This is a genomic window from Candidatus Thiodubiliella endoseptemdiera, assembly GCF_964212635.1.
Taxonomy (GTDB): Bacteria; Pseudomonadota; Gammaproteobacteria; order PS1; family Pseudothioglobaceae; genus Thiodubiliella; species Thiodubiliella endoseptemdiera.
Map to the genome: position 1 here is coordinate 1,605,698 of NZ_OZ156463.1, position 24,189 is coordinate 1,629,886.

24 protein-coding genes and 1 pseudogene are annotated in these 24,189 nt (G+C 38.7%); 21 read left to right on the forward strand and 4 right to left on the reverse strand.

Annotated elements, in window-relative coordinates; translation table 11 throughout:
- Window positions 1-1,455, forward strand: a complete 1,455-nt coding sequence (locus AB8525_RS08775) for a molybdopterin-dependent oxidoreductase (protein WP_369151018.1) — start codon at window positions 1-3, stop codon at window positions 1,453-1,455.
- Here the strand turns inward: AB8525_RS08775 and AB8525_RS08780 are convergent, their stop codons facing one another.
- The 3 genes from AB8525_RS08780 to AB8525_RS08790 form a co-directional block, all read right to left on the reverse strand.
- On the reverse strand, window positions 1,456-2,493 hold the full coding sequence (locus AB8525_RS08780; RefSeq protein WP_369177442.1) for a 4-phosphoerythronate dehydrogenase: 1,038 nt from the start codon (window positions 2,491-2,493) through the stop codon (window positions 1,456-1,458).
- A 143-nt stretch (window positions 2,494-2,636) separates the two neighbouring features.
- Window positions 2,637-3,293: a uracil-DNA glycosylase gene (ung, locus tag AB8525_RS08785; protein WP_369177444.1), complete on the reverse strand. Its 657-nt coding sequence runs from the start codon at window positions 3,291-3,293 to the stop codon at window positions 2,637-2,639.
- Window positions 3,290-3,790 (reverse strand): redoxin domain-containing protein, encoded by a 501-nt coding sequence (locus tag AB8525_RS08790; protein WP_369177446.1) that lies wholly within the window; start codon window positions 3,788-3,790, stop codon window positions 3,290-3,292. Before AB8525_RS08790 ends, ung begins: the two co-directional genes overlap by 4 nt.
- A gap of 24 nt (window positions 3,791-3,814) precedes the next feature.
- Between AB8525_RS08790 and AB8525_RS08795 the strand changes: the two genes are divergently transcribed.
- The 20 genes and pseudogenes from AB8525_RS08795 (at window position 3,815) to AB8525_RS08890 (ending at window position 18,319) form a co-directional block, all read left to right on the forward strand.
- A complete protein-coding gene (locus tag AB8525_RS08795; protein ID WP_369151026.1) occupies window positions 3,815-4,462 on the forward strand; it encodes a thiopurine S-methyltransferase in 648 nt (215 codons plus the stop codon).
- A gap of 10 nt (window positions 4,463-4,472) precedes the next feature.
- The gene (locus AB8525_RS08800; protein WP_369177448.1) at window positions 4,473-4,790 is read left to right on the forward strand and encodes a cold-shock protein; all 318 of its coding nucleotides are present in this window, start codon (window positions 4,473-4,475) and stop codon (window positions 4,788-4,790) included.
- Window positions 4,791-4,823: 33 nt separating this feature from the next.
- Window positions 4,824-5,558: a transglycosylase SLT domain-containing protein gene (locus AB8525_RS08805; protein WP_369177450.1), complete on the forward strand. Its 735-nt coding sequence runs from the start codon at window positions 4,824-4,826 to the stop codon at window positions 5,556-5,558.
- Complete coding sequence (locus tag AB8525_RS08810) at window positions 5,558-5,854, forward strand: Rieske (2Fe-2S) protein (protein ID WP_369151032.1); 297 nt, start codon at window positions 5,558-5,560, stop codon at window positions 5,852-5,854. Before AB8525_RS08805 ends, AB8525_RS08810 begins: the two co-directional genes overlap by 1 nt.
- Window positions 5,851-6,912, forward strand: coding sequence for an anthranilate phosphoribosyltransferase (locus AB8525_RS08815; protein ID WP_369177452.1), 1,062 nt, complete (start codon window positions 5,851-5,853; stop codon window positions 6,910-6,912). The genes AB8525_RS08810 and AB8525_RS08815 overlap by 4 nt, the downstream gene beginning before the upstream one ends.
- Window positions 6,913-6,944: 32 nt before the next feature.
- A complete protein-coding gene (locus AB8525_RS08820; protein ID WP_369177453.1) occupies window positions 6,945-7,406 on the forward strand; it encodes a hypothetical protein in 462 nt (153 codons plus the stop codon).
- Window positions 7,407-7,417: 11 nt separating this feature from the next.
- Window positions 7,418-8,800 (forward strand): aspartate aminotransferase family protein, encoded by a 1,383-nt coding sequence (locus AB8525_RS08825; RefSeq protein ID WP_369177454.1) that lies wholly within the window; start codon window positions 7,418-7,420, stop codon window positions 8,798-8,800.
- Entirely contained in the window at window positions 8,793-9,281 is a 489-nt protein-coding gene (locus tag AB8525_RS08830; protein ID WP_369151040.1) for a hypothetical protein, read from the forward strand. The genes AB8525_RS08825 and AB8525_RS08830 overlap by 8 nt, the downstream gene beginning before the upstream one ends.
- Window positions 9,271-10,092: a hypothetical protein gene (locus AB8525_RS08835; protein ID WP_369177456.1), complete on the forward strand. Its 822-nt coding sequence runs from the start codon at window positions 9,271-9,273 to the stop codon at window positions 10,090-10,092. Before AB8525_RS08830 ends, AB8525_RS08835 begins: the two co-directional genes overlap by 11 nt.
- Complete coding sequence (locus AB8525_RS08840) at window positions 10,092-10,991, forward strand: cyanophycin synthetase (RefSeq protein ID WP_369177458.1); 900 nt, start codon at window positions 10,092-10,094, stop codon at window positions 10,989-10,991. Before AB8525_RS08835 ends, AB8525_RS08840 begins: the two co-directional genes overlap by 1 nt.
- Window positions 10,978-11,538 carry a hypothetical protein gene (locus AB8525_RS08845; protein ID WP_369151044.1) on the forward strand — a complete coding sequence of 187 codons (561 nt, stop codon included), beginning with the start codon at window positions 10,978-10,980 and terminating at the stop codon, window positions 11,536-11,538. Before AB8525_RS08840 ends, AB8525_RS08845 begins: the two co-directional genes overlap by 14 nt.
- A 105-nt stretch (window positions 11,539-11,643) precedes the next feature.
- Complete coding sequence (locus AB8525_RS08850; RefSeq protein ID WP_369151046.1) at window positions 11,644-11,811, forward strand: hypothetical protein; 168 nt, start codon at window positions 11,644-11,646, stop codon at window positions 11,809-11,811.
- A 22-nt stretch (window positions 11,812-11,833) separates the two neighbouring features.
- Window positions 11,834-12,322, forward strand: a complete 489-nt coding sequence (locus AB8525_RS08855; RefSeq protein WP_369177460.1) for a YHS domain-containing (seleno)protein — start codon at window positions 11,834-11,836, stop codon at window positions 12,320-12,322.
- 76 nt (window positions 12,323-12,398) lie between these two features.
- Window positions 12,399-12,842, forward strand: a complete 444-nt coding sequence (locus AB8525_RS08860) for a rhodanese-like domain-containing protein (protein ID WP_369151049.1) — start codon at window positions 12,399-12,401, stop codon at window positions 12,840-12,842.
- A 4-nt stretch (window positions 12,843-12,846) separates the two neighbouring features.
- Window positions 12,847-13,083 (forward strand): annotated as a pseudogene (locus AB8525_RS08865) (DUF692 family multinuclear iron-containing protein); the annotation flags it as partial.
- Between the two features lie 75 nt (window positions 13,084-13,158).
- Window positions 13,159-13,317: a hypothetical protein gene (locus AB8525_RS08870; RefSeq protein ID WP_369179079.1), complete on the forward strand. Its 159-nt coding sequence runs from the start codon at window positions 13,159-13,161 to the stop codon at window positions 13,315-13,317.
- A complete protein-coding gene (locus AB8525_RS08875) occupies window positions 13,290-13,784 on the forward strand; it encodes a DoxX family protein (RefSeq protein ID WP_369151051.1) in 495 nt (164 codons plus the stop codon). The genes AB8525_RS08870 and AB8525_RS08875 overlap by 28 nt, the downstream gene beginning before the upstream one ends.
- Before the next feature lie 11 nt (window positions 13,785-13,795).
- Complete coding sequence (locus AB8525_RS08880) at window positions 13,796-15,298, forward strand: FMN-binding glutamate synthase family protein (RefSeq protein WP_369177462.1); 1,503 nt, start codon at window positions 13,796-13,798, stop codon at window positions 15,296-15,298.
- 1 nt (window position 15,299) lies between these two features.
- A complete protein-coding gene (locus AB8525_RS08885; RefSeq protein WP_369151055.1) occupies window positions 15,300-16,931 on the forward strand; it encodes an acetolactate synthase large subunit in 1,632 nt (543 codons plus the stop codon).
- A 2-nt stretch (window positions 16,932-16,933) separates the two neighbouring features.
- A complete protein-coding gene (locus AB8525_RS08890) occupies window positions 16,934-18,319 on the forward strand; it encodes an aldehyde dehydrogenase family protein (protein WP_369177463.1) in 1,386 nt (461 codons plus the stop codon).
- A 15-nt stretch (window positions 18,320-18,334) separates the two neighbouring features.
- Here the strand turns inward: AB8525_RS08890 and AB8525_RS08895 are convergent, their stop codons facing one another.
- Window positions 18,335-24,142: a BspA family leucine-rich repeat surface protein gene (locus AB8525_RS08895; protein ID WP_369177465.1), complete on the reverse strand. Its 5,808-nt coding sequence runs from the start codon at window positions 24,140-24,142 to the stop codon at window positions 18,335-18,337.
- Window positions 24,143-24,189: the final 47 nt, after the last annotated feature.

Below are 24,189 nucleotides of genomic sequence, written 5' to 3' on the forward strand. Positions count from 1 at the left end.
ATGAGTTTTAAAACAACTTGTCCATATTGTGGTGTCGGTTGCGGCATTGAAATTAGTCGTGTTGGCTCAGAGTGGAAGTTAATTGGCAATAAAAATTCGCCCGTTAATAAAGGTATGCTCTGTATTAAAGGGCAAACTTTATTAGAAACTATTGGCACCGATAAAAATAGGTTGGTAGTGCCAAATTCAGGGGATTGGGACACAACAATTGCGAAAATGGCAGCGTTATTTACTGCAACGCCAAAAGATGAAATCGCTCTGTATTTGTCAGGACAATTATTAATGGAAGATTTGTATGTGGCAAAGAAATTTACCAATGCATTCGGTATTAAGAACCTTGAAAGCAACTCCAGATTGTGTATGTATTCTACAGTTGAAGCAAATAAACGCGCCTATGGTGATGATATTGTGCCTGTTTCTTATGACGATATTTATGAGGCAGAAACCATTTTTATCATCGGCAGTAACACCGCAGATTGTCATCCAATTGTCTTTAATCATATTAAAAAATCAAAAGCCTTCGTGGTTTGTGTTGATGTCTATGAAAGCACTACTGCAAAGAAATCAGACTTATTTATCCAAGTTGAACCCGCAATGGATATGCAGCTTATTGATGATTTACCCAATCAAGAATGGTTCAAAAATAAGAAATCGTTGAGTGTCTATTCGCAAGGATTGACGCAGTCAACCGATGCAGTAGAGAAAGTTAACGCACTGATTAATGCTCATATTAAAACAGGCAATATCAACAAACCCGGATGCGGCGTATTGTCATTAACAGGGCAATGTAACGCGATGGGCGCAAGGGAAATCGGTATTCGAACTAGCGACCTAACCGCTACTGAATTTTTTTCAACCGAGCAAATTAAAACAATGTGGGTAATGGGCACAAATCCAGTTCACAGTATGATTAACTATCGAAAAATTGACAATCTAATCGTCTCAGATTTCACTAAAACCCTAACCACGGAAGTTGCAGATATCGTTTTACCTGTATGCAGTTGGTCAGAAAAAACAGGGCACATGAAAAATTCAGAAAGACGCTATTTAGAGCAAAATGCCTTTTTACCTCCTGCGGGAGAGTCAAAACCTGACTGGGAAATCGTCTGTATGCTTGCTAAGGCATTAGATTTAGAAGGGTTTGATTTTAAAACAGCTGATGAAGTCTGGCAAGAAATGAATATTGACACCACTTGGACACCGCAAATAAAAGTGCGAGAAGAGCTGGTAAATATTCAAACCCAACCTAGAGAAAATCAAAAACCAATCAACAGTGTACGCCTATTAGAACAATGGCATGGTATGACTAGAACAGGCAAAAGCCAAACTTTAAACAAGATGACAAAAATCAACAAAGAGGTTGTCTCCATCCATCATATTACCAATACAGAATTATTCAAAGATAAAGAAGTCGAGTTAGATAAATATTCTAAACAGCCTTGTTTCAAGGGTTAGTTAAGCAATTGGCAATTTAATACCACTCTTATAATGGTGCCATTCATAACGAATTGGATAGTTTCTTCTGTAAAGTTCAAAGTTACTAATATCAACAATTGCGGCAGTATCTTGTTTAAAGTCGTAGATTGTATTTAGAGTGTCTTTGAGCGTATCTTTTTCAATGTTGAATACGGCAGGATTGATTAAATTTGTTATGCTTTCATCTTGTTGCTCACCCAAAAAATCACAGAGTGCTGCATACACCATAAAACTACCTTGAAATTTAGCATCAATCGAATGTCCAGCGATGTGTGGAGTGGCCAAATAAGCACTTTTCTGTAGTGTTTGATTGATATTAGGCTCGTTTTCCCAGCAGTCAATCACATTAACTTTGGTTTGTGTATTCTCCCAAATACTTTCATTAATTACACCACCCCGTGCAGCATTGAACAAGATAGTTTCATCGGTAATACAATGAAAGTTACTCGCATTAAGCAACCCATAAGACGGGTACTTGCCATCTTTAGTCAATGGTGTGTGAAAAGTGACAATATCGGCACTGAGTGCCGTATTCAAATCCACAAAATCGACTAAACTCCCTTGCTCTTGGCGTAGTGGATCATTAAGCAAAGTTTTGATGCCCAATAAATCCGCCTTAGCCGCCAATCGTGAGCCTACATTACCAACACCGATAATCCCTAAAGTTTTTGTATGATAATTAAAACCCAATTCATCAGCTAAATTGACAATCGTGCTAATAACAAACTCAGCTACCGCCATTGAATTACACCCTTGTGCTGAAAAAAAGGTAATCCCATTCACCTGCAAATAATTCTGATCCACATGGTCTAATCCCGCCACCGTTGAGCCAACAAATTTAACCGAACTACCATCAAGCAATTCTGCATCAACCTGAGTCCGAGACCTAACAATCAACACATCTGCATCACGCACCGTCGTAGCCGTAATATCTCGCCCTGCAATAGCCACAATATCCCCAAAAGAACCAAATATTTTGTCATAGGCATAGCATGCGTCGTCTATTATTAGTTTCATTTTTATATTTTATTGTTTACTAAGAGACCTTTGCATAAATAGGGATGATTAGCAAAATGCCAGATTTTATTAAATTGGAATTTTTTAGATCCACTCTTAACTATGCAAAGGTCTCAACATTATACTATTGTCAAATGATATTTTTACCAGTCTATTGGCTGTTGATTGTATTTTTCAAGATAGTCGTTGGTTTTTGAAAAGTGTTTGCAACCAAAAAAACCTTTGTGGGCGGAGAATGGAGAGGGGTGGGCAGCACTCAAGATTAGGTGTTTAGCTGGGTTGATGAGTTCGGTTTTGCGTTGGGCATAGGCGCCCCAGAGCAGGAAAATTATGTGTTCTTTTTGTTCGCTGAGGAGAGTGATGATGCCATTGGTAAAATCTACCCAGCCTGAGTTGGCATGTGCGTTTGGGGTGTTTTTTTCGACAGTTAGGACGCTGTTGAGTAGTAGGACACCTTGTTTTGCCCAGTGTTCTAGGTTGCCACTTTGGGCGGGCGAGATAGCTAAATCTGATTCTAATTCTTGGTATATATTTCTGAGTGAGGGTGGAATTTTTATGCCATTAGGGACGGAAAAACTCAATCCTTGCGCTTGTCCATCGCCGTGGTAGGGGTCTTGTCCTAAAATCACGACTTTTACTTGGTCAAAAGGGGTTAAATCAAAAGCTTTAAACCAGTTGCTAGAATGGGGAAAAATTGTGATTTCTTGTTGTTTTTGATAGGTTAAAAAGGTTTTGAGTTGTTTGGCAGAATCGGTTTTTAGCAGGGCTTCTGCTTGCGGATGCCAATCTTTAATATTCACAATCCTGCCCACCAAAGCCTAAGTTTGTAGCCCCAAGTGGTAACATAGCCAACTTCAACAAATTGAATTTTGCCTTTGGTGTTAATGAAAAAACTACTCGGTGTGGCACGAACACCAAATAACTTTGCCAAAGACCCTGAGTTGTCGTTAATGATATTATCAAGTCGCATATTGTGTTTGTTAGCGTATTTTTTGAGTTCAGTATTGGTTCCTGATTGCATGGCGATGTTGAGGACTTTATAGTCTTTGCTGAGTGCTTGAATATTGTCATTTTCTAATCGACAGATACTGCACCAAGTTGCCCAAAAGTGTATTAGCATAGCCTGGTCGGGCAGAGGGTTGCTGTTCACAACTTGACCACTCAGGGTTTGGGATGTGAAACTCGGCACCATGCCAACACTTAAATCTTGTTGTTGCCACGCACGAATGACAAAAATGGCTAAAATAACCATCATAAATTGCATTATGGTTTTACGGCTTGGTCGTTTAATGTTCATAGTGCATATTATATAGGAGTAAAGATGACAGATTGGATACAGCGTTGGAAAGACGGCGAGACAGGGTGGCATAGGGATACACCAAATACGAGACTAGTGAAATTTATTGACAGTTTGCAGTTGCGAAAGGCAGGGACAGTGTTTGTGCCTTTGTGTGGCAAGAGTCAGGATATGGTGTATTTGCTTGAACAAGGATATAAAGTTATTGGCGTGGAATTGAGTGCGGATGCGGTGGATGCTTTTTTTAAAGAGAATGCAATACCTTATACAGTTCAGAAAGCTCGTGATTTCACGGTTTATAATGGACAGAATATCCGTATTTTCTGTGGTGATTATTTTGCTCTTGATACTTATCATTTGGAGGTGGTTAGTGCCGTTTATGACAGAGCCTCATTGATCGCATTACCTGAGGAGTTAAGGACGAAGTATGCACAACATTTATACGATATAATACCAAGCAATTGTCGGATGTTACTATTGACTTTGAATTATCCGCAAGCACAAATCAGTGGACCGCCGTTTGCAGTCGATGAAACAGAGGTAAATACACTGTTTGAAAGGTTTAAATATCAGCAGTTAGAATGTTTTAATGATATTAAAAATGAACCAAAGTATCTACACGCAGGTGTAGATTTTATTGAAAAAGCAACATATTATTTGCATAAAAAATAGGAAGAAAAAGATGGCTAAAATGGAAGGTAAGGTTGCCAAGTTCGGCACAAAGGGATATGGTTTTATTGCTGGGGATGATGATGAGCAGTATTTTGTGCATCAGAAAAATATATTTAATAAATCGCGTTTAAAAACAGGCGCTCGCGTGGTGTTTAATGTAGAAAATTCTGATAAGGGCTGGGTAGCAACAGATGTTGAATTGGCAAGTGGCGGTGGTAAAATGGCTGCCCAATCTAGGCCGTTGTCTAATGGTGTTATTAAAGGACTTTTTGCTGTTTTATTTATCACCCAAGCGGCGGTTATTTACCAGGTCTTTTTAGGGCAATAATGAAAAGAATAACCTTGAGACCTTTGCATAAATATGAATAATCATCAAAACGCCATCTTTCATCAAATTACAAACTTTTTAAAAACACCCTTAGCCCTGCTAGGAGTGGATTTAAAAAATTTCCAATTTAATAAAATCTGTCATTTTGCTAATCATCCCTATTTATGCAAAGGTCTCACCTTGTTATTTTTGCCATTATTTTTAGCAGGTTGTTTTTCCACACCCGCAATCACGGTTGATAATATTTGTGTTTTAATGGACGAGGAAGTTCGTTGGTATAAAGCAGTCAAAACATCAGAAAAAAAATACGGCGTACCGGCTTATGTGCAGCTTGCGATTATTTATCAAGAGTCGCATTTTGAATCAGATGCAAGACCACCAAGAGATTCTTTATTTGGTATTATTCCTTGGACCAGACCAAGCAATGCGTATGGTTTTGCACAGGTCAAAATGGAAACCTGGGAATGGTATCAGAAGGACACAGGCAATTATGACGCAATGCGTGATAAATTTGCCGATGCTGCTGATTTTGTGGGTTGGTATATCAGCAAATCTAAGAAACTCTCAAAAATTAGTAAGCGTGATGCTTATAACCAATATTTGGCTTATCACGAAGGTCATGGTGGTTTTAATCGCAAAACTTATAAGGAAAAAGACTGGCTCATAAGCGTTGCCAAAAAAGTGGAAGGAAACGCCAAACGCTATCAGCGACAATTACAACAATGTAGCACACAATTGGATAAAAATAGTGTTTGGAGTTACTTTTAATGTGGGTTAAGGTATTGGATGCCGCGCCCAAAGAAGGCACGATGGTTGAAGCCACTATCGAAGGTAAGAAAATATTTGTAACGACAAACAACGGCGTGTTATATGCAGCAGAAAATCGTTGCCCACACGAAGACATTGAGTTGACATTAGGCTGTTTAAAAGGTAATCGCGTTAAATGTTCATTGCACGGTTACAGTTTTGATTTAGCCACAGGCGACAGTTCAGAAGCCGATGTAGACAATATGCAAACCTACGCTGTCAAACAAAAAAATCACCAAATATATATACAATTATGAATTCACAAGCATTATTAAAATCCATTATTCAACGCATTGCCACAGGTCCAGATCTAAGTAAGGATATCGCTTTTGAAGAAGCTAGAGATGGTATGCAAGCTATTTTGCGTGGCGAGATTGATGATGTGCAATCGGCAATTTTCTTAATTGCTTTGCGAATGAAACGCGAGAGTATGGACGAAAATGAAGGTATTTTAGCTGCTATTCTGTTAGAGAGCGACAAGCAAGCGGTGGCAGTTGAAAACTTGGTAGATTTGGGTGACCCATACAGTGGTTATAATCGCTCAATTCCCGTGTCATCGTTCCTGCCCCCTGTTTTGGCAGAACTCGGTTTGCCGACGGTCATTCACGGATTGGACAGCGTTTCACCAAAATTTGGATTGACACATCGCCATATCAATCAAGCGCTAGGGTTAAGCGTTGATCACTCAACCGCAGAGGCGAAAGCACGATTAGAAAACGATGCAATTGGCTGGAGTTATATTGACCAAGCCAGTTATTGCAGTGGGTTACACGATTTGGTGTCATTGCGTGATCGCATTATTAAACGCACCGTGATTAATACCGTAGAAACATTAATTGCTCCGTTGAGAGGCAAAACCACACACGCAATTTTGGGCTATGTGCATAAACCTTATCCGCCAATTTACGCGCACTTGATTAATGCATCAGGTATGGATACGGCATTGTTGGTGCGTGGTGTTGAGGGGGGCGTAATTCCGTCTTTGCGTCAAAAAGGCTTAATGGTATCGTATCAAGGTGTTGAAGAAAAAAACCGTGTGGATATTGAGCCTAAATCACTCGGTATTGAGCAAGAGATGCGTGCAATTACTTTTCCTGAGGGGTTAACGGCTGAAAATGACATTGAGGCATTGGCTGAATATACCGTTTCACTCGGGAAAGCAGCACTTTCAGGAGAAAAAAGTTTATTTTATGATGGTTTGGTTTTGTCAGCCAGTTTGGTTTTATGGCACACTAAGCGGGTAAAATCTCTCGAAGAAGCGGCACAAATGGTCAGAGAAGTTCTCAATTCTGGTAAAGTATTAAATCGCCTATAAGGCACAATAGTTATAATAACAAGGGGTAAAAAATGAATAATATTATTAAAGTTAGTGTGAGTTGGTTGATTGCCTTATGGGCGGCGTATATTTTCCTAAGTTCATTGCCATATAAATTCAGTGGGGCAGCAGAGCCTTTGCATATTTTCACCACTTTGGGTGCATGGATGAGTGGCTTTTTAGGTGAAACAATTGGCGGGTTGTTTGTTCAATATGGTGCTTATATCGTTGGTGGTTTTGAGTTATTGACCGCTTTGGTTTTATTGTCGCCTATCATATGGCGGCAAAAAAGAGAAAAATTACACTGTATTGGCGGTTTAATGGCATCATCGGTAATGGCAGGTGCGGTCTTTTTCCATTTATTCACCCCATTAGGATGGGTGGTTAAATGGAATGAAAATGGACAAATACAAACCGACGCTGGTTTAGCCAATGCAGCCTTGTCTATTTTGTTATTAGGTCTAGTATTGGTTTGGTTAAATAAAAAAGCATAAATAGCGGCACTATGCAAGAAAGTGATCTGCTTAAAAAAATAGCACAAACCCGACAACAAACAAAACTGAAGTCCAGTAACTCATTGGTTAATTACCAGTCAATTGAGGCGTTAAGCAAGCAACTTGATTTAAACCAATCAGGTGTGCAAGATTGGCAGCAATTGTTCACTTGGGTAGCACAATATTTAGAATATTCTCCTGACACCAGCCACCCTAATTTTGCCAATCGTATGTGGTCGGGTGCCAATCCTCCTTCCATAGTGGGCGAGATTGTGACTGCCCTGAGCAACACTTCTGCCTGCACCTTTGAATCTGCACCCGTTGCCACTTTGATGGAGGCTTATATGCTTGAGCAAATGCTTGATTGTGTCGGCTTTAAACAGGGCGAAGGGCAGATGACAACGGGTTCCAGCAATGCCAATATGATTGCAATGATGGTGGCACGCAATCAAGTGGCAAAAAACACCAAACAACAAGGGTTGTTCAATCAGAAACCTTTGTTTGCTTTTGTGAGTTGCGATGCACATTATTCATTGGATAAAGCGGCCAATATTTTGGGTATCGGCACGCAACATTTGATTAAAATTCAGACAACGGACAAGGGGGGAATGGATATTTCCGCACTGGATGATGCCATTCGAGCCGCCCAAAAAAAGGGTGGCACCGCCTTTTTTGTTTGTGCCACTTTAGGGACAACGGTGCGTGGTGCTTATGATGATATTAAACACTTGACTAAGTTAAGAGACAAATACCATTTTTGGTTACATGGTGATGGTGCTTGGGGCGGAGCAGTGGTAATGAGTTCAATTTTAAAAGCTAAATTTTTAAAGGGTATTGAACAATTAGATTCTTTTACAATGGATTTTCATAAAATGCTGGGCAGCAATTTAATGTGTAATTTTTTATTATTAAATCATCAAAATTTATTATCCTGCACTTGTGCAGATGGCGATAATAGCTATATTTTTCGAGATAATAAAGTTGATTTGGGTGTTAATTCTCTACAATGCAGTCGTCGTGTGGACAGTTTAAAGTGGTTTTTAGATTGGAAATTTTATGGCAAACAAGGTTTTGCGGACAGGGTTGAAAATTATTACCAGTTGTCAAAATTTGCCGAGGATTTTATCAATACCAGTAATGAATTAGAAATGGTGGTTAAACGCAGTTCGTTTAATGTGTGTTTTCGCTTTAAAGCAAAAGACGCCAATACTTTTAATCAAAATTTACGCAATAGATTGTTACAAGAGGAGCAGATTTTACTCGCTTGTGCCTATATAGAAGAAAAATTGGTATTTCGACTGTTAATCAGTAATGTTAATATCAATCAAGCGACATTAGTTGAGTTATTCAATCGCATTATTGAAACAGGAAAGTCAATAAAATACAATGTTTAAAGAAATTAAAAATTACGATTACAGACATACCACTGAGTTTGATTTCAAAGTCTTATGTGAATTACTGGCCAATGAACAGCATGGTTTGGCGGTTGAACAAATCAAAGTCTTGGCACAAGAAATAGAGTCTAAAAACTTATATTTTGACAAGGGTAATTACACCAGAAATATTATCCGTGATAATAAGGATTGTTGGCTGGGTTTGCTGTGTTGGGATAAAGGTGCAATAACGCGCATTCATGGGCACCCCGAGCAGTCTTTTATTTATATACTTGAAGGCTCTTTGAGTTGTAAAAGTTTTGACAAAGATGCATTAACCGAACTTAAATTTAGGGAAATTAATAATAGAGAGTTTCGTTACAACAAAGGTATAAAAGGAAAAATGGATAATTATATTCATCAAATTAGTGCAACGCAAAAAAGCATCAGCCTACATTATTATTCAGACAATCCAATGAAAGGAGAAATTTTTGACATTTAGATTGATTTTTTATTATATTTTTTGGTCGATTCGCTTGGGCATTCCTCCTTGGTATTATTTTCAGATTAATGCCGAGTGGTATAACAAGAACAAGGGTTTTTATTCTAAAATTGATATGGATGCCCGTATTCCAAAAAAGTGGCGTCTTGAACAAAATTATTTGGATAAAAACAACTTAAAAAACAACTTGCCAAAAGCGTTTCCCGTCTTTTTAAAACCAGAATGGGGTCAAAATTCCAATGGCATTATCAAAATTGACAATCAACAAGATTTTTTAAATTTCAATCCAGAAAGTGAAAAAATTCCTTATATTGTGCAATATGCCGCACATGAAAAACAAGAATATGAAATTTTCTATATTCGTGATGCAGATAATCAAGCCCGTTTAAGCACGCTCAATATCGCCCAGTCGATTAATCATTCGGGCGAGCGTTATCCAGTCAATAGCATTTACAATAAGAACACAATATATCAAGACATTACCCCCGATTTTTGCGCAAAAGAATTGGATATTCTGCAAACCTATTTACAAGAATTACCCCCTTTTCGCATTGCCAGAGTAGGACTGAGAGCAGATTCTAAGGAAGTATTATTGTCAGGTTCTTTCCATATTATTGAAATTAATTTATTCGCACCATTTCCCATTCATTTACTAGATAATAGCATTCCCAAGAAAAGTAAATATAAATTTATTAAGGACAATATGAAGCATTTAGTTAAAGTGAGTGCTACCACCCCTAAAGATCACTTTAATCACTTTGTTTTTTCTAGGAAAATTATCAAACATTATCAATCCAAAGTTAGGCAATAATGAAAGTATTGCATCAGTTTTTATCACGCTTCTTTTTATCTGGCTGTAGTGATTACAATTCACTTGAAGTGCGTCGTGCTTGTCGTTCAAAGAAACAAGCCAGATTAGCATTTGAAGAAAATGCACTCCCTTACGCCAATGGCAGGACTTTCATTAACCCCTATTCAGCATTTCAATTTTATCAACAATACGGTTTTCCCTTAGTTATTAAGCCCAATGTAGGTGGGTTTTCCCGTGGTGCCTATTTTCCCATTGAAAATAAAGCACAATTAGCCAAAGCAAGTATCGGTGTTAAAAAATGGTGGACAAATAGCATCATAGAAGAATATTTACTAGGCAAAAACTACCGTATAGTAATGACAAAATTCGGTGTTATGTCAGTCCTGCGACGCTACCCGCCCTTTGTTATAGGCGACGGATTGCAAACAATCGACCATTTAATTGACATTGAAAACCAACTCAGAAAGCAAAAGCAACTCGCCCCCATTACCCGCCCAATCCCTAAAAATAATGCCATTAAAAAGCATCTAAAACAGCAAAAAATGCACCTCTCCACCGTGCCTAAGTCTAACCAAAAAGTTTATCTACACCATAAAATCTCACTTAAATTAGGTTCTAGTGTTGAAGTGATTGATAAAAGCAAACTAACGGACAGCAACCAACAAGATTTAGAGAAAATACTGCATTTTTTTGATGCCAATATTTTAGGCATTGATGTCATTTGTAAACAAGGCATTGAAGTTGATTTTAAAGCGCAAGCGTGCATTTTTCTAGAACTCAATTCCCGTCCTTTTTTAAAAATGCACGACAATCCTAGATATGGCGAAAAACCCAAAGATTTAGTCGATTTTTATCATCAATTAAACCAATTAGAAGTGCTTGACAATGAAAAATATTAATAAAAAATATTTATTTTATGGCTTTATTGCACTTAATATTATGGGGCTAGTTTATCTCTATTTTAGCGGTTATGAGATTGATGTCAAAATGCTAAAAACACTGTTAAACACACAATATTTTTTAGTTTCATACATTGCTTATATTCTAATTTTGATTGTCAGGGGTTTGACCTTGTTACCGGGAACGGCATTTTTGTTAGCAGGCATTTATATTTTTTCCTTCCTCCAAGTGTTCATCGCTATTCAAATCGCCATTATCAGCTACTGCTTCATTATTTATAATTTTTCCCATAAATTAAACTTTAAAGTACCACAAAAAATACTCGATTTTGAACAAAAAATTAAAAACACAGAAATCCCCATCATTTTTGCCCTCTGTTTTATCCCTGGTATCTCAATTAATGTGTTGGTTTATTTTCTCTCAATCATTGACATTAAGCTTAAAAATATTCTCATTGGTATTATTTCTGGCACCTCAATCACCTCAATTATCTACATCTCAATTATCACTGGTATTTTTGAATCCACAAGCTATGTGCTTAACTAATACCATTTTAAAAAGTAATGATTTTTTAAGCATGCTAAAACAAACAATTATCAGCATTTTTTTTGCCCCATTATTTTTTTAAAATGGTGAGACCTTTGCATAAATATGAATAATCATCAAAACGCCATCTTTCATCAAATTACAAACTTTTTAAAAACACCCTTAGCCCTGCTAGGAGTGGATTTAAAAAATTTCCAATTTAATAAAATCTGTCATTTTGCTAATCATCCCTATTTATGCAAAGGTCTCATGGTATTAATACTGTTAAAATAGCCAAAATTAAAAAGGGGAAAATATGAATAAAATACTAAAAATAATCGCATTAATAGGGCTAAGTACTTTTGCATTGCATGTGCTTTCCTTGGATTTTGTCTATACCAAAAAAGCATGGTTTGGTGCAGGGAGTGAGGGCAATGAATACGCTATTGAAGGTTATGATGCGGTTAATTATTTCACACAAAATACCAGCGTTGAAGGCAGTGCCGATTTTGCATTGGAATATAAAAATAAACAATGGCATTTTAAAGATGCAGGCAATTTAGCCCTATTTAAAGCCCATCCAGAAAAGTATGCACCGCAATATGGCGGACATTGTGCTTGGCGTATGGGGATTGATGGTGAAGGCGTGTATGGCGACCCAACACTTTGGGCGATTGTTGATGACAAACTTTATCTTAATTACAGCAAAGAAACAAAACGCCGTTGGGGAAAAGACATTCCTGGATTTATTGTGAAAGCCGACCAGTTTTGGCTGGGTAAAAATAAATTTAAAACGCTAAATTAGTGCAACTATTGGTCAATAGTATGCGTAGATTGAATGGTAACAAATTTTATTAACTATTAGAGACCTTTGCATAAATATGAAAAAATTAATATCAATGTTCTTGTTGTTATTCTCTTTGAATGTAATAGCAGATTTTACAACTCTCTCGACTAAGCAAGTGCAGGCAAAAATAGCTGAAGGTGTTGCAGTTATTGATGTTCGTCGACAAGATGAATACGAGCGATATGGCATTATTAAGGGGGCATATAAACTCACATTTTTTGATCATCGAGGTAATTATAATGTGCAGAAATGGCTTAAAGATTTATCTCGTATTATAAAAACTAAAGACACGCCTTTTATTTTAGTTTGCGCGCATTCCAATCGCACTAAAACTATTGGTAAATTTTTAAATACAAAAACTGACTATAAAAATATTTTTGAACTAAAGGGCGGCATCAACTATGGCTGGATTGACAAAGGCCTGCCCACTACAAAAATACCCATTAATAATGGCAAGCCTTGGTATCAGTTTTGGTAGTTGAATGATTAAAGGTGTCGGCATTGGACTTCGTCATCCGCACTTGCAACAAGTGTTAGATGATCGCCCGAATATTGACTGGTTTGAAATACACAGTGAAAACTTTTTTTATGACAATCTGGCTACCTATCAACTGGAGCAAATAGCCGAGCATTATCCAATTAGTTTACATGGTGTGAGGCTTTCGCTTGGATCAAGTGACAAATTGAACCTGCAGCATTTACAACATCTAAAAGAGACTATTGAACGGTTTAAACCTGATTTAATCTCAGAACACCTGAGTTGGTCAAGTATTAATGGAGACCTTTGCATAAATATGAATAATCATCAAAACGCCATCTTTCATCAAATTACAAACTTTTTAAAAACACCCTTAGCCCTGCTAGGAGTGGATTTAAAAAATTTCCAATTTAATAAAATCTGTCATTTTGCTAATCATCCCTATTTATGCAAAGGTCTCAAGGAGAAAAAATGAGAAAATTAACCAATTTATACAATCAAATATTTGAAGTATTACATAAATACACCGACGATATTTTTAAACTTTTTTTGCGTCTTTATGTCGCAGATGCGTTTTTTCGTGCAGGGCTAACAAAACTCGGCAGTTGGGATTCGCAGATGCCTTTCTTATCCTCAGGTGCGCGATATTTATTTAAAAGCGAATACAGCGTCCCCCTGATTCCTTGGGAATTAGCAGCCTATTTAGCCACAGCAGCGGAACTCGTTTTGCCTGTGCTTTTGGTGCTTGGACTGGCAACGCGTTTATCGGCATTGGCATTATTTTTGTTTAACATCATTGCCGTCGTATCGTATCCTGTTTTATGGGAAGGAGGCTATTATGACCATAAACTTTGGGGCATAATGCTCTTAGTTATTGTGATTTATGGGCAAGGCAGAATATCAATAGATGCTTTAATTTGTAACAAACACCATCAAAAATGAAAGCGGAGGGTATGAGAGAAATGCTTGAAACAGCAACGCCTATTTTGGAGGCTTTATCCACACTGTTTGTTTTTGTAATTGGTTTGTTTGTTCTACTCATCATTGTTGTTTTTATCTATGATATGAGCCAAAGAAAAAACGCAGTATTACGCAATTATCCCGTTGTTGGACATTTTCGTAGTATTTTTTCTAGTTTGGGTGAGTTTTTTCGTCAATATTTCTTTGCCATGGATAGAGAGGAAATGCCATTTAATCGTGCAGAGCGTGATTGGGTGCATAAAGCAGCTAATAATACAGACACCACCGTTGCATTTGGCTCAACTAAAAACCTAAGTCCTGTAAATACTTCGATTTTTGCTAATTGTCCTTTCCCAACTTTAGATAAAGATGCATCTGAAACTCGCCCGATTACTATTGGCAAAGGTTTTTGTCAAAAACCTTATACTGCAAAATCACTTTTTAATATTTCAGGTATGAGTTTTGGCGCCATTTCCAAACCTGCAGTTTTAGCACTTTCAAATGGTGCAGCAATGGCAGGTTGTTGGTATAACACTGGTGAAGGAGGTTTGTCGCCTTATCATTTGGAAGGCGGTGCAGATATTGTTTTTCAAATAGGCACGGCAAAATATGGCGTGCGTGATCAGCAAGGTAATTTAAGTGATGAAAAGTTAATTGAGATTGCTAAATATGAGCAGGTTAAAATGTTTGAAATTAAAATGAGTCAAGGTGCAAAACCTGGCAAAGGAGGTATTTTGCCAGGTGCTAAAGTAACTTCTGAGATTGCACAAATTCGTGGTATTAGCCTTGGTGGAGATTCCATATCACCTAATCGACACATTGAAATTAGCAATGTAAAAGATTTATTGAATATGATTAATCATGTACGCGAGGTTACTGGTAAACCTACTGGGTTTAAATCGGTGGTTGGTGCGACCGATTGGCTAGATGATTTTTTCCAGGAAATTAACAAGCAAGGCGAAGCATCAGCACCTGATTTTATCACGCTTGATAGTGGTGATGGTGGCACAGGGGCAGCACCTATGCCACTATTAGACAATGTCGGTTTGCCCATTAAAGAAACGCTACCTTTATTGGTTGATAAACTTATTCAATACAATCTCAAAGAGCGTGTTAAAGTCATTACCTCTGGTAAACTAATTACCCCATCTGAAGTAGCTTGGGCATTATGTGCAGGCGCTGATTTTATCACTTCTGCTAGAGGGTTTATGTTTTCAATTGGCTGTATTCAAGCGTTAAAATGCAATAAAAATACCTGCCCAACTGGTATTACTACGCACAATAAACGCTTACAAAAAGGACTAGACCCGAAAAGTAAAGCCACCAAAGTTGCCAACTATGTACACAATATGAATCATGCAGTTGAAGTTATTGCCCATTCTTGTGGCGTATCAGAACCTAGAAAATTGAATCGCAATCATGTGCGTATTGTGCAAAACAATGGTCGGTCAATTCCAATGAGTGAACTTTATCCAATGCAACATTTAGGGAAATAGTATGAAAGCATCTAATTTATTTGTCAAAGCACTTGAAAACGAAGGCGTTGAATATATTTTTGGCGTACCAGGTGAAGAAAACCTTGATTTACTGGATTCTTTGAGAGCATCATCCATTCAATTTATCCTCACCCGCCATGAACAAGGGGCTGCATTTATGGCGGCAACTTATGGTCGTTTAACAGGTAAGGCGGGTGTGTGCCTTGCCACACTCGGACCAGGCGCGACTAATCTTGTTACTTGTGCAGCGTATGCCCAACTTGGGGCTTTTCCAATGTTAATGATTACCGGACAAAAGCCAATTCATTCTAGTAAACAAGGGCGTTTTCAAATTATTGATGTGGTGCGCATGATGGAACCATTGACCAAATCCAGTAAGCAAATTGTAAATGGTAGTATGATTCCGTCAATGGTGCGTGATGCGTTTCGTCTAGCAGAAGAAGAAAGACCAGGTGCTGTGCATTTGGAACTACCTGAGGATGTTGCGGCTGAAAAAATCAAGGATTGGCATTTATTTCCTGTGCATGAAATGCGTCGTCCTGATGCGGACAAAAAAAGCATAAAAACGGCGGTAGAAATGATTAAAAACGCTAAAAATCCATTGGTTTTAATCGGTGCTGGTGCCAATCGAAAAAAGTTATTTAGACCCATGCAAGATTTCATTAACAAAACTTGTATTCCATTTTTTAATACCCAAATGGGCAAAGGCGTGGTTAGCTGTAAAAATCCTTTGTTCTTAGGCACAGCGGCGTTATCAGATGGAGATGTGTTACATAGAGCGGTTAAAATGGCAGATTTGATTATCAATATTGGTCACGATGTGGTGGAAAAACCACCATTTTTTATGCATAAAGGTGGCACTCAGGTAATTCATATTAATTTTAATTCAGCACAAGTTGACGAAGTATATTTTCCACAGTTAGAAATTATTGGCGATATTCAAACCACCGTTGATCGTTTGGCACAAGCGTTGGATTCCATGTTACCGAACTGCTCATTAGAATTGTTAAACTTTAAAGCAGACATCAAAAAAGTAATCCACGAGAAAGATAATGATGATGCATATCCTATGCTACCACAGAGAATCGTTGCTGATGTTCGTCGTGCCTTGAATGAAGATGCAATCATTGCACTCGATAATGGGATGTATAAGATTTGGTTTGCACGCCATTATCACACTTATATGCCCAATACAGTGCTACTGGATAATGCTTTGGCAACCATGGGTGCAGGTCTGCCAAGTGCAATGGCTTGTGCCTTGTTATACCCCCAGCGACAAGTGATGGCAATTTGCGGTGATGGCGGATTTATGATGAATTCACAAGAAATGGAAACCGCAGTGCGTTTGAAACTTAATTTGGTCGTATTAATTGTTACTGACAGTGCTTACGGTATGATTCGTTGGAAGCAAGAAGGCAATGGTTTTGAGGATTTTGGTTTGACTTATAATAACCCTGATTTTGTTAAATATGCCCATAGTTATGGTGCACAAGGACATAAAGTGCAAAGTGCCGATGAATTTAAGTCATTGATTGAATCTTGTTTTTCTCAGGGCGGTGTGCATATTATTGACACACCTATTGATTATCATGAGAATGAAAAATTGTTTCCTAATCAACTAAAAGAGATATAAATATGGCGATATTAACCGTTAATCAAGTTTACACAGGCGCAGTATTAGCCAAATTAGAAATGCACGATAGTATGCAAGTAGAACAAATGCTATCAACCGCACAACAACTACATAAAACAGGGTGCTTGCCAGAGCAAAAACGCATCCAAATATTGCAAAAATTAGCAGATTTGGTGAAAAATGAGCAGGAGGATTTTGCCCGCTTAATTGCCAACGAAGGCGGTAAACCCATTCGTGATGCTAGAATTGAAGTTACCCGTGCCATTAGTGGTATCCATATTGCCATTCTTGAACTTAGCAATATCAAAGGCGAAACTATCCCAATGGACTACACTCCAGCAGGGGCAGGGCATACCGCACACACGATACTCGAACCAATCGGCGTAGTTGTCGCAGTCAGTGCCTTTAATCACCCGCTCAATTTAGCCATTCATCAGGTCATTCCTGCCGTTGCTACAGGCTGCCCCGTGATTATCAAGCCTGCCAGCAAAACCCCACTTTGCACCCTACGACTTACCGAGTTAATAGAACAAGCAGGATTACCAAAAGGTTGGGTGCAATTGGCTTTGGTCAATACTGAAAATGCAGAGAAATTGGTTACCGATAAAAGGATAGGATTTTTCAGTTTTATCGGCTCGGCTAAAGTAGGCTGGTTGCTAAAATCAAAACTCGCCCCAGGGGTGCGTTGTGCCTTGGAACACGGCGGTGTCGCTCCTTTAATTTTTGATGAATATGCAGATGAACAGGGTTTTATCAACGGTGTGGTTAAAGCCAGTATGTATCATTCTGGGCAAGTCTGTGTTTCCGTGCAACGCGTTTATATACCGAATAGTAAAGCCGAAGATTTGGCAAAAAAAATTGCCAAAATTGCCAGCCAACAAATTGTCGGCGATGCCATTAACGAAGATTCCGATTTAGGACCTCTAATATCCCCAAAAGAAACCGATAGAATTGAATTATGGGTCAATGAAGCAGTCGCATCAGGTGCACAATTGATGACGGGCGGAAAACGCATTAACCAAGTTGCTTACGAACCAACAGTATTGCTCAACCCGCCAAAAAGTGCCAAGGTTTCAACCCAAGAAATTTTCGCCCCCGTGGTCTGCATCTATGGCTATGACAGTATTGATGAGGCAATAGAACAAGCCAATAGTTTAAATGTATCATTCCAATCGGCAGTATTTAGCGACGATATCAATAAAGCAACAGATATTGCCAAACGATTAGAAGCCTCTGCGGTAATGATTAACGACTACACCACATTCCGAGTAGATTGGATGCCATTTGGTGGCAGAAAACACTCGGGCTACGGCACGGGAGGTATTGGTTATTCTATGCGTGATATATTGGAATACAAAATGATTGTAGTCAGAGAAATCCAAAAATAAAATTATCAATGATTTCTATTCAAGCACCAAACTACCCGCAGAAATTAAGTTATTTAACAAGACATCCGAATAGTCAATATTGCTTAAAGTAATACTAACATCGGCGGTAATACCATTGGCAGCACCATCAGCATCAATAACCAGTTTGGATTTACCGCTGGTGTTTTCAACTGTAATGTAGTCGTCGATATTTTTAGCGTTAGTGTAACCATCTAGTAAATAACTCAAATCAAGTTTATCGCCTTGAGCGATGTTAAAGTCGGCAATAATGTCATTACCTGCGTTTTTGTAGCCATAGAAGAAAGTATCTGCTCCTGTGCCACCTGTTAGCGTATCGTTACCACTACCGCCATAGAGTTTGTCATTGCTTGAGCCACCTTTTAGTATGTCATCACCGCCTAAGCCGTGTAGGGCAACAGATATGGATTCAGTGCTTTTGTTTAATGTGGTTGCGTCATCAACAGCTACATCATTACTGCCAACAAAAACATCTGTAGTGCCGTCATTATTACTATCAGCAAGTAATCCAGCATCGGTGATAGTCCAGTTTTTATCTAATAGTGCTTGGCGGGCAGTGGCATTGGTGTATTTGGTTATATCTACAGTAAGTAAAACATTGCTCTTGATGCTCTCACCAATAGTGGCATTAACATCTGACCAGCCTGCCAACAGCAAGTCGTAATTACTTGTCGTGAAAGTAGAGTTATGTTGAAAAAGACCATCAGCTTTAGTTAAACTTTTGATATTCCACGAACCAATATCTTGGTTAAATATAGTTTGATAAAACAGACCATTCATATTTGTAACTTTGCTCACATCCCACGAACCAATATCTTGATCAAAGCTAAAGGCAGTAGCAAACATATAATTCATATCAGTCACTTCACTAACATCCCATAAACTAATGTTAGCATTAAAGATACTGGCATTAGCAAACATATATCTCATATTCGTAACCTTGCCAACATCCCAATTATTAATTTTTTGATTAAAGGAATAAGCATGCTCAAACATAGAACTCATATTAGTTGCCAACGAAGTATCCATATCACTAATGTCATCATTAAAATTGCGTTTTTCTTTGTAAAGTTGAGCAAGACTAGCACTCTGCGTATTCACCAATGCCTGCACTTCAGCAAGCATAGTCGCTCGACTGGCATCATCTGTTGGATTGGTAAAATCTGTTTTTGCTGCAATGGCAGTTTGATAGCGCGACTCTAAATAACGGTTCACCCCAATGGCAATATTAGACAAGTCTTCAGCAGTGGCTTTATCGGCATCGGGGGTATTACCTGTATAAGCAGAATCTGCATAAATCTTAGCCATAATGCCAATAGAATCAACCACCTTAAATTGGTAAGTGTTAGTATCCGTGTCGCTAATACCGGCAAAGTCATTACCTGCAATATCAGTGATTGCACTTGAACTGATTTGAGCATAATAATTACCTGCTACCAAATTATCGCTAGGGTCAATGTTTAATGTCCTTTGGTCAGTATCTAGAGTGATTTGATCAGAAGTAATGGCGATGGTTTCAACAAGATTGCCGCCATCAGTGCCGTTGTAGATTTTAATCACTTTGCTGCTATCGGTGCTAAGTTTGATTTTTTCATTGAAAAATAAGACCAAGTCTCCAGTTTCAATTATTTTACTACTCACACCTGCTGCCTTGCCGTTGTATAGCGTCTCAGGGGCAAGGGTATCTGCTGTTACTGTTTTTATGCCGTAACTAACACTGCCTGTTTCTCTTGCAAAAATTGTTAAATCACCTTGGGTAAGAGCTGCAAGATTGACTGTTGCTCTTAGAGACCAGTTGCCTGCACTATCTACTGAGGTAGTGGTATTGCCAGTGATGCCTTCAAAGTTAATAACAACTTCGGCGCCTGCTTTGCCAATACCGTTAATGGTAAATCCATTGGTTGCTTTAGCATAATCAATAATATTGTTGATTGCTACACTTTTAATAGTGGGGACATTGGAAAATAAAATATTACTCTTTAGCCAGTTAGCATCCACAGTGCCAGCATCAATGTTGTCCAAAGTGATGGTAACATTTGTATTACTACCGCCTACACTACCATTGACATCAATACTTAGTATGGTTTTATTAGCATCACCTGACACTTGAATGTAATCGGCAACAATGCCATTATATCCATCGAGTAAATACCTTAAATCAAGTTTATCGCCTTGAGTGATGTTAAAGTCGGTAATAGTGTCATTATCTGCGTTTTTGTAGCCGTAAAAGAAAGTATCCGCTCCTGCACCACCTCTTAGTGTGTCGTCGCCCGCACCACCGTAGAGTTTGTCATCGCCTGAGCCACCTTTTAGTGTGTCGTTACCACCTAAGCCGTGTAGGCTGACGGATATGGATTCAGTGCTTTTGTTTAATGTGGCTGTGTCATCAGTAGTTGCATTATTACTGCCAACAAAAACATCTGTGGTGCCGTCATTATTGCTATCAGCAAGTAATCCAGCATCAGTGATAATCCAGCCTTTATTTGATAGTGCTTGGCGGGCAGTGGCATTGGTGTATTGGGTTGAGCTTGCACCAAATTTAATGCCACTCTTAATGCTCTCACCAACAGTGGCATCAATATCTGACCAGCCTGCTAACAGCAGGTCGTAGTTGCTGGTGCTAAAGGCAGTAGCACCATTAAACATGTTAGTAGCAACTGACAAACTCTTAATATTCCACGAACTAATGTCTTGATTAAAGGCAGTAGCACCATTAAACATATTATCTGTATGTTGAACCTTACCAGTATTCCATGAACTAATGTCTTGGTTAAAGGCAGTAGCATCTTGAAACATATCAGTTGCACTTGTAACATTTGCAACATTCCAATTGCCAATGTCTTGATTAAAGGCAGTGGCACCAGCAAACATACCTCTCATTTCTGAAACATTTGCAACATTCCAATTGCCAATATCTTGATTAAAGGCAGTGGCCTTAGTAAACATATATTCCATATTTGCAACATTTGCAACATTCCAACCACCAATGTCTTGGTTGAAATTTTTAGCAAGATAGAACATATAGAGTGTATTATTTACTAGTGAAGTGTCCATATCACCAATATCATCATTAAAGCTACTGTCACTGTAAAAATCATTAAGACTGGCACTCTTCGCATTCACCAACGCCTGCACCTCAGCAAGCATAGTCGCTCGGCTGGCATTATCTGTTGGATTGGTAAAATCTGTTTTTGCCAAAATCGCAGTTTGATAACGCTCAATTAAATAACGATTAACCCCAGTGGCAACTACAGACAACTCTTCAGCAGTGGTCTTGTCATTATCTGGGGTATTGCCAGAATAACTAGAATCTGCATAAATTTTGGCAAGAACTGTGGCAGAGTCAACAGCGACAAACTTGTAAGTAGTAGTATCATCAATACCAGCAAAATTATTACCAATAGAATCTACAACTGCACCTGAACTGATTTGCACATAGTAATCAGCACCTGCTATTAATGCATTAGTAGGATTGATGCTTAAGGTTCTTTGGTCTGCGCTTAAATTGGCTTGTTGTGTATTGGTGATGGCAATGCTTTCAACTAGGGTTGAGTTTGCGCCATCAACTTTGTAAATACGAACGGTTTTATTGCTGTCTGTGCTCAGTGTAATAGCCTCGTTAAAGTATAGAGTTATGTTACTATCTGTAGCAATTTGATTAACAAAGTCTGCTTTGTTGCCGTCATATAAGGCAGTTGGGGCAGCATCTACTTTGACTGTTGTGCTTTCTGTATTACTATTGCCAGCAATGTCTATTTGAGTAATGTCAACTTTTAAAGTGCCTTGAGTTAGCGTAAGTGCTGTTACAGACAGTATCCAGTTGCCATCATTGCCAACGACGGCGGTATTGTTGACAGTCAGCCCTGCAAAACTAACACTAATCCTTGCACCTGATTCACCGCTACCAGTGATGGTGAAGCCTTTAGAGGCGTTAATGATGTTATCGGTGGCTATGGCTGTAATAATTGGATTATTAACTTGGGTATCAAGGGTAAATTCAATTATTCCCTCTTCTGATTTATTACCCGCTGCGTCGGTGTCGGTAATAGCGAGCTTGTAAGTAGCATCAGTTGCATTGCTCATATAGGTAGCATAACTCGCTGCTGTAGTCACTGTGCTTATTTCAACACCTGCTCTTGTTAAACGGTATGCACGCGTACTATTGGCTTCAAGTGTTGAAGTATTTAGTGCCCAGTCATTAGTTATGTTATCGGTATTATTGCCGTTTATGCCTGTGTCATTTTTTAGGGTGACGGTTGGTTCAGATACTGCAGTTGTATCTACGGTGATTGCCAGGGGATCAGAGACGATACTTTGGTTACCAGCAGCGTCTGTTGCCTTTGCGGTAATGTTGTGCGGGGTTGTGCTTTCGGCTAACGCTATGTCAATAGAGAATTTACCATCATCGTCTGCTGTTGCTGTTGCACCTGTAATAGCGACTCCGCCCTTATACAACTGCACGATTGAACCTGCTTCTGCAGTGCCTGTGATGGTTAAACCTGTGGTTTTGTTGGTGAGGTTATCGGTGTTAGATTTGCCTGTATCGTCTATCGCCTCCAAATTTAGGCTTGTTGGCTTAGTGGGTGCAACAGTATCAACTTTATGACTATTACTAGCGTATTCTGTGCCAACACCTCCTCCAATTGCCGCATCTTTTGCCACACCAACAAATAAGTCAGTTGTTGAGTTATCTGTCACTCTGACTACTAACGAATAAACACTACCACTGCCACTGAAAGCACCTTTTATTCCACCTGTCACTTCAATATCAGTTTTATCAAAACCAGTAACATCATCTTTAAAAGTAAAAGTATAGGTAATATCTGTGCCTACCTTTGCCTTGTTAATGATGCTTGTTTCTGCTAAATCATCAGTAATACTTAAACCAATCCCCAAACCTGGAGTTGACTCACTGCCGTCAATATCAGTGGATATAATTCTCTTAAAAGCACCTGCTTCTGATAGCCCATCATCGCCTGTTATATCAATCTTAACAAAACCATCTGCAAAATAAACCCTATCGCCATTAGAGGCTGTGAAGGAGACTTCTTCTTGGTAATCGGTATCGCCAATAGTAACCGTTCTTTTGAAGGTGTAGGTAATGCCATCTAGTGTTTGTTCGTAGTTGTTAAAAGTGCCGGTTAAATAAACAACATCGTTACCACCTGTTGAGGTGAGTCCTGTTGCATCAACTTTTGTGCCTTTGGCAACATAAACTGTGTCATTGCCACTATTGCCAGATATCTTAAATACTGAGCCTTTGATACCAGGGGTAATGTGCTCACCGTTGTTATCAGAAATAAATACTTTAGTAGCACCACCTTTGTCAATGGCGGGTTGACTGGTTAAAGGGTCGGTGGGTGTGCTTGAACTGGGGTCAATATCAGTGGATTTAATTTTCTGAAAAACGCCTGCATTTGATAGCCCATCATTGCCTGTTATATCAATCTTAAAAAAACCATCTGCAAAATAAACCCTATCGCCATTAGAGGCTGTGAAGGAGACTTCTTCTTGGTATTCAGTATCGTTAATATTAACAGTTCTTTTGAAGGTGTAGGTATTGCCATCTAGTGTTTGTTCGTAGTTGTTAAAAGTGCCGGTTAAATAAATTGAATCATTGCCACCTGTTGAAGTAAGCCCTGTTGCATCGACTTTGGTGCCTTGTCCTACATAGACGGCATCGTCTCCACTATTACCAGATACTTTTAATGCTTGTCCGTGAGATTCAAGTCCGGTGATATCGGAATACCAGTTGACGAAGAAGCCGTTGGTGTTGCTGATGAAGTATTTTGTTTGTCCTGGCATGGGGCTGTCCTTTGGGTGTTATAACTGATTATTATTATACATAATTT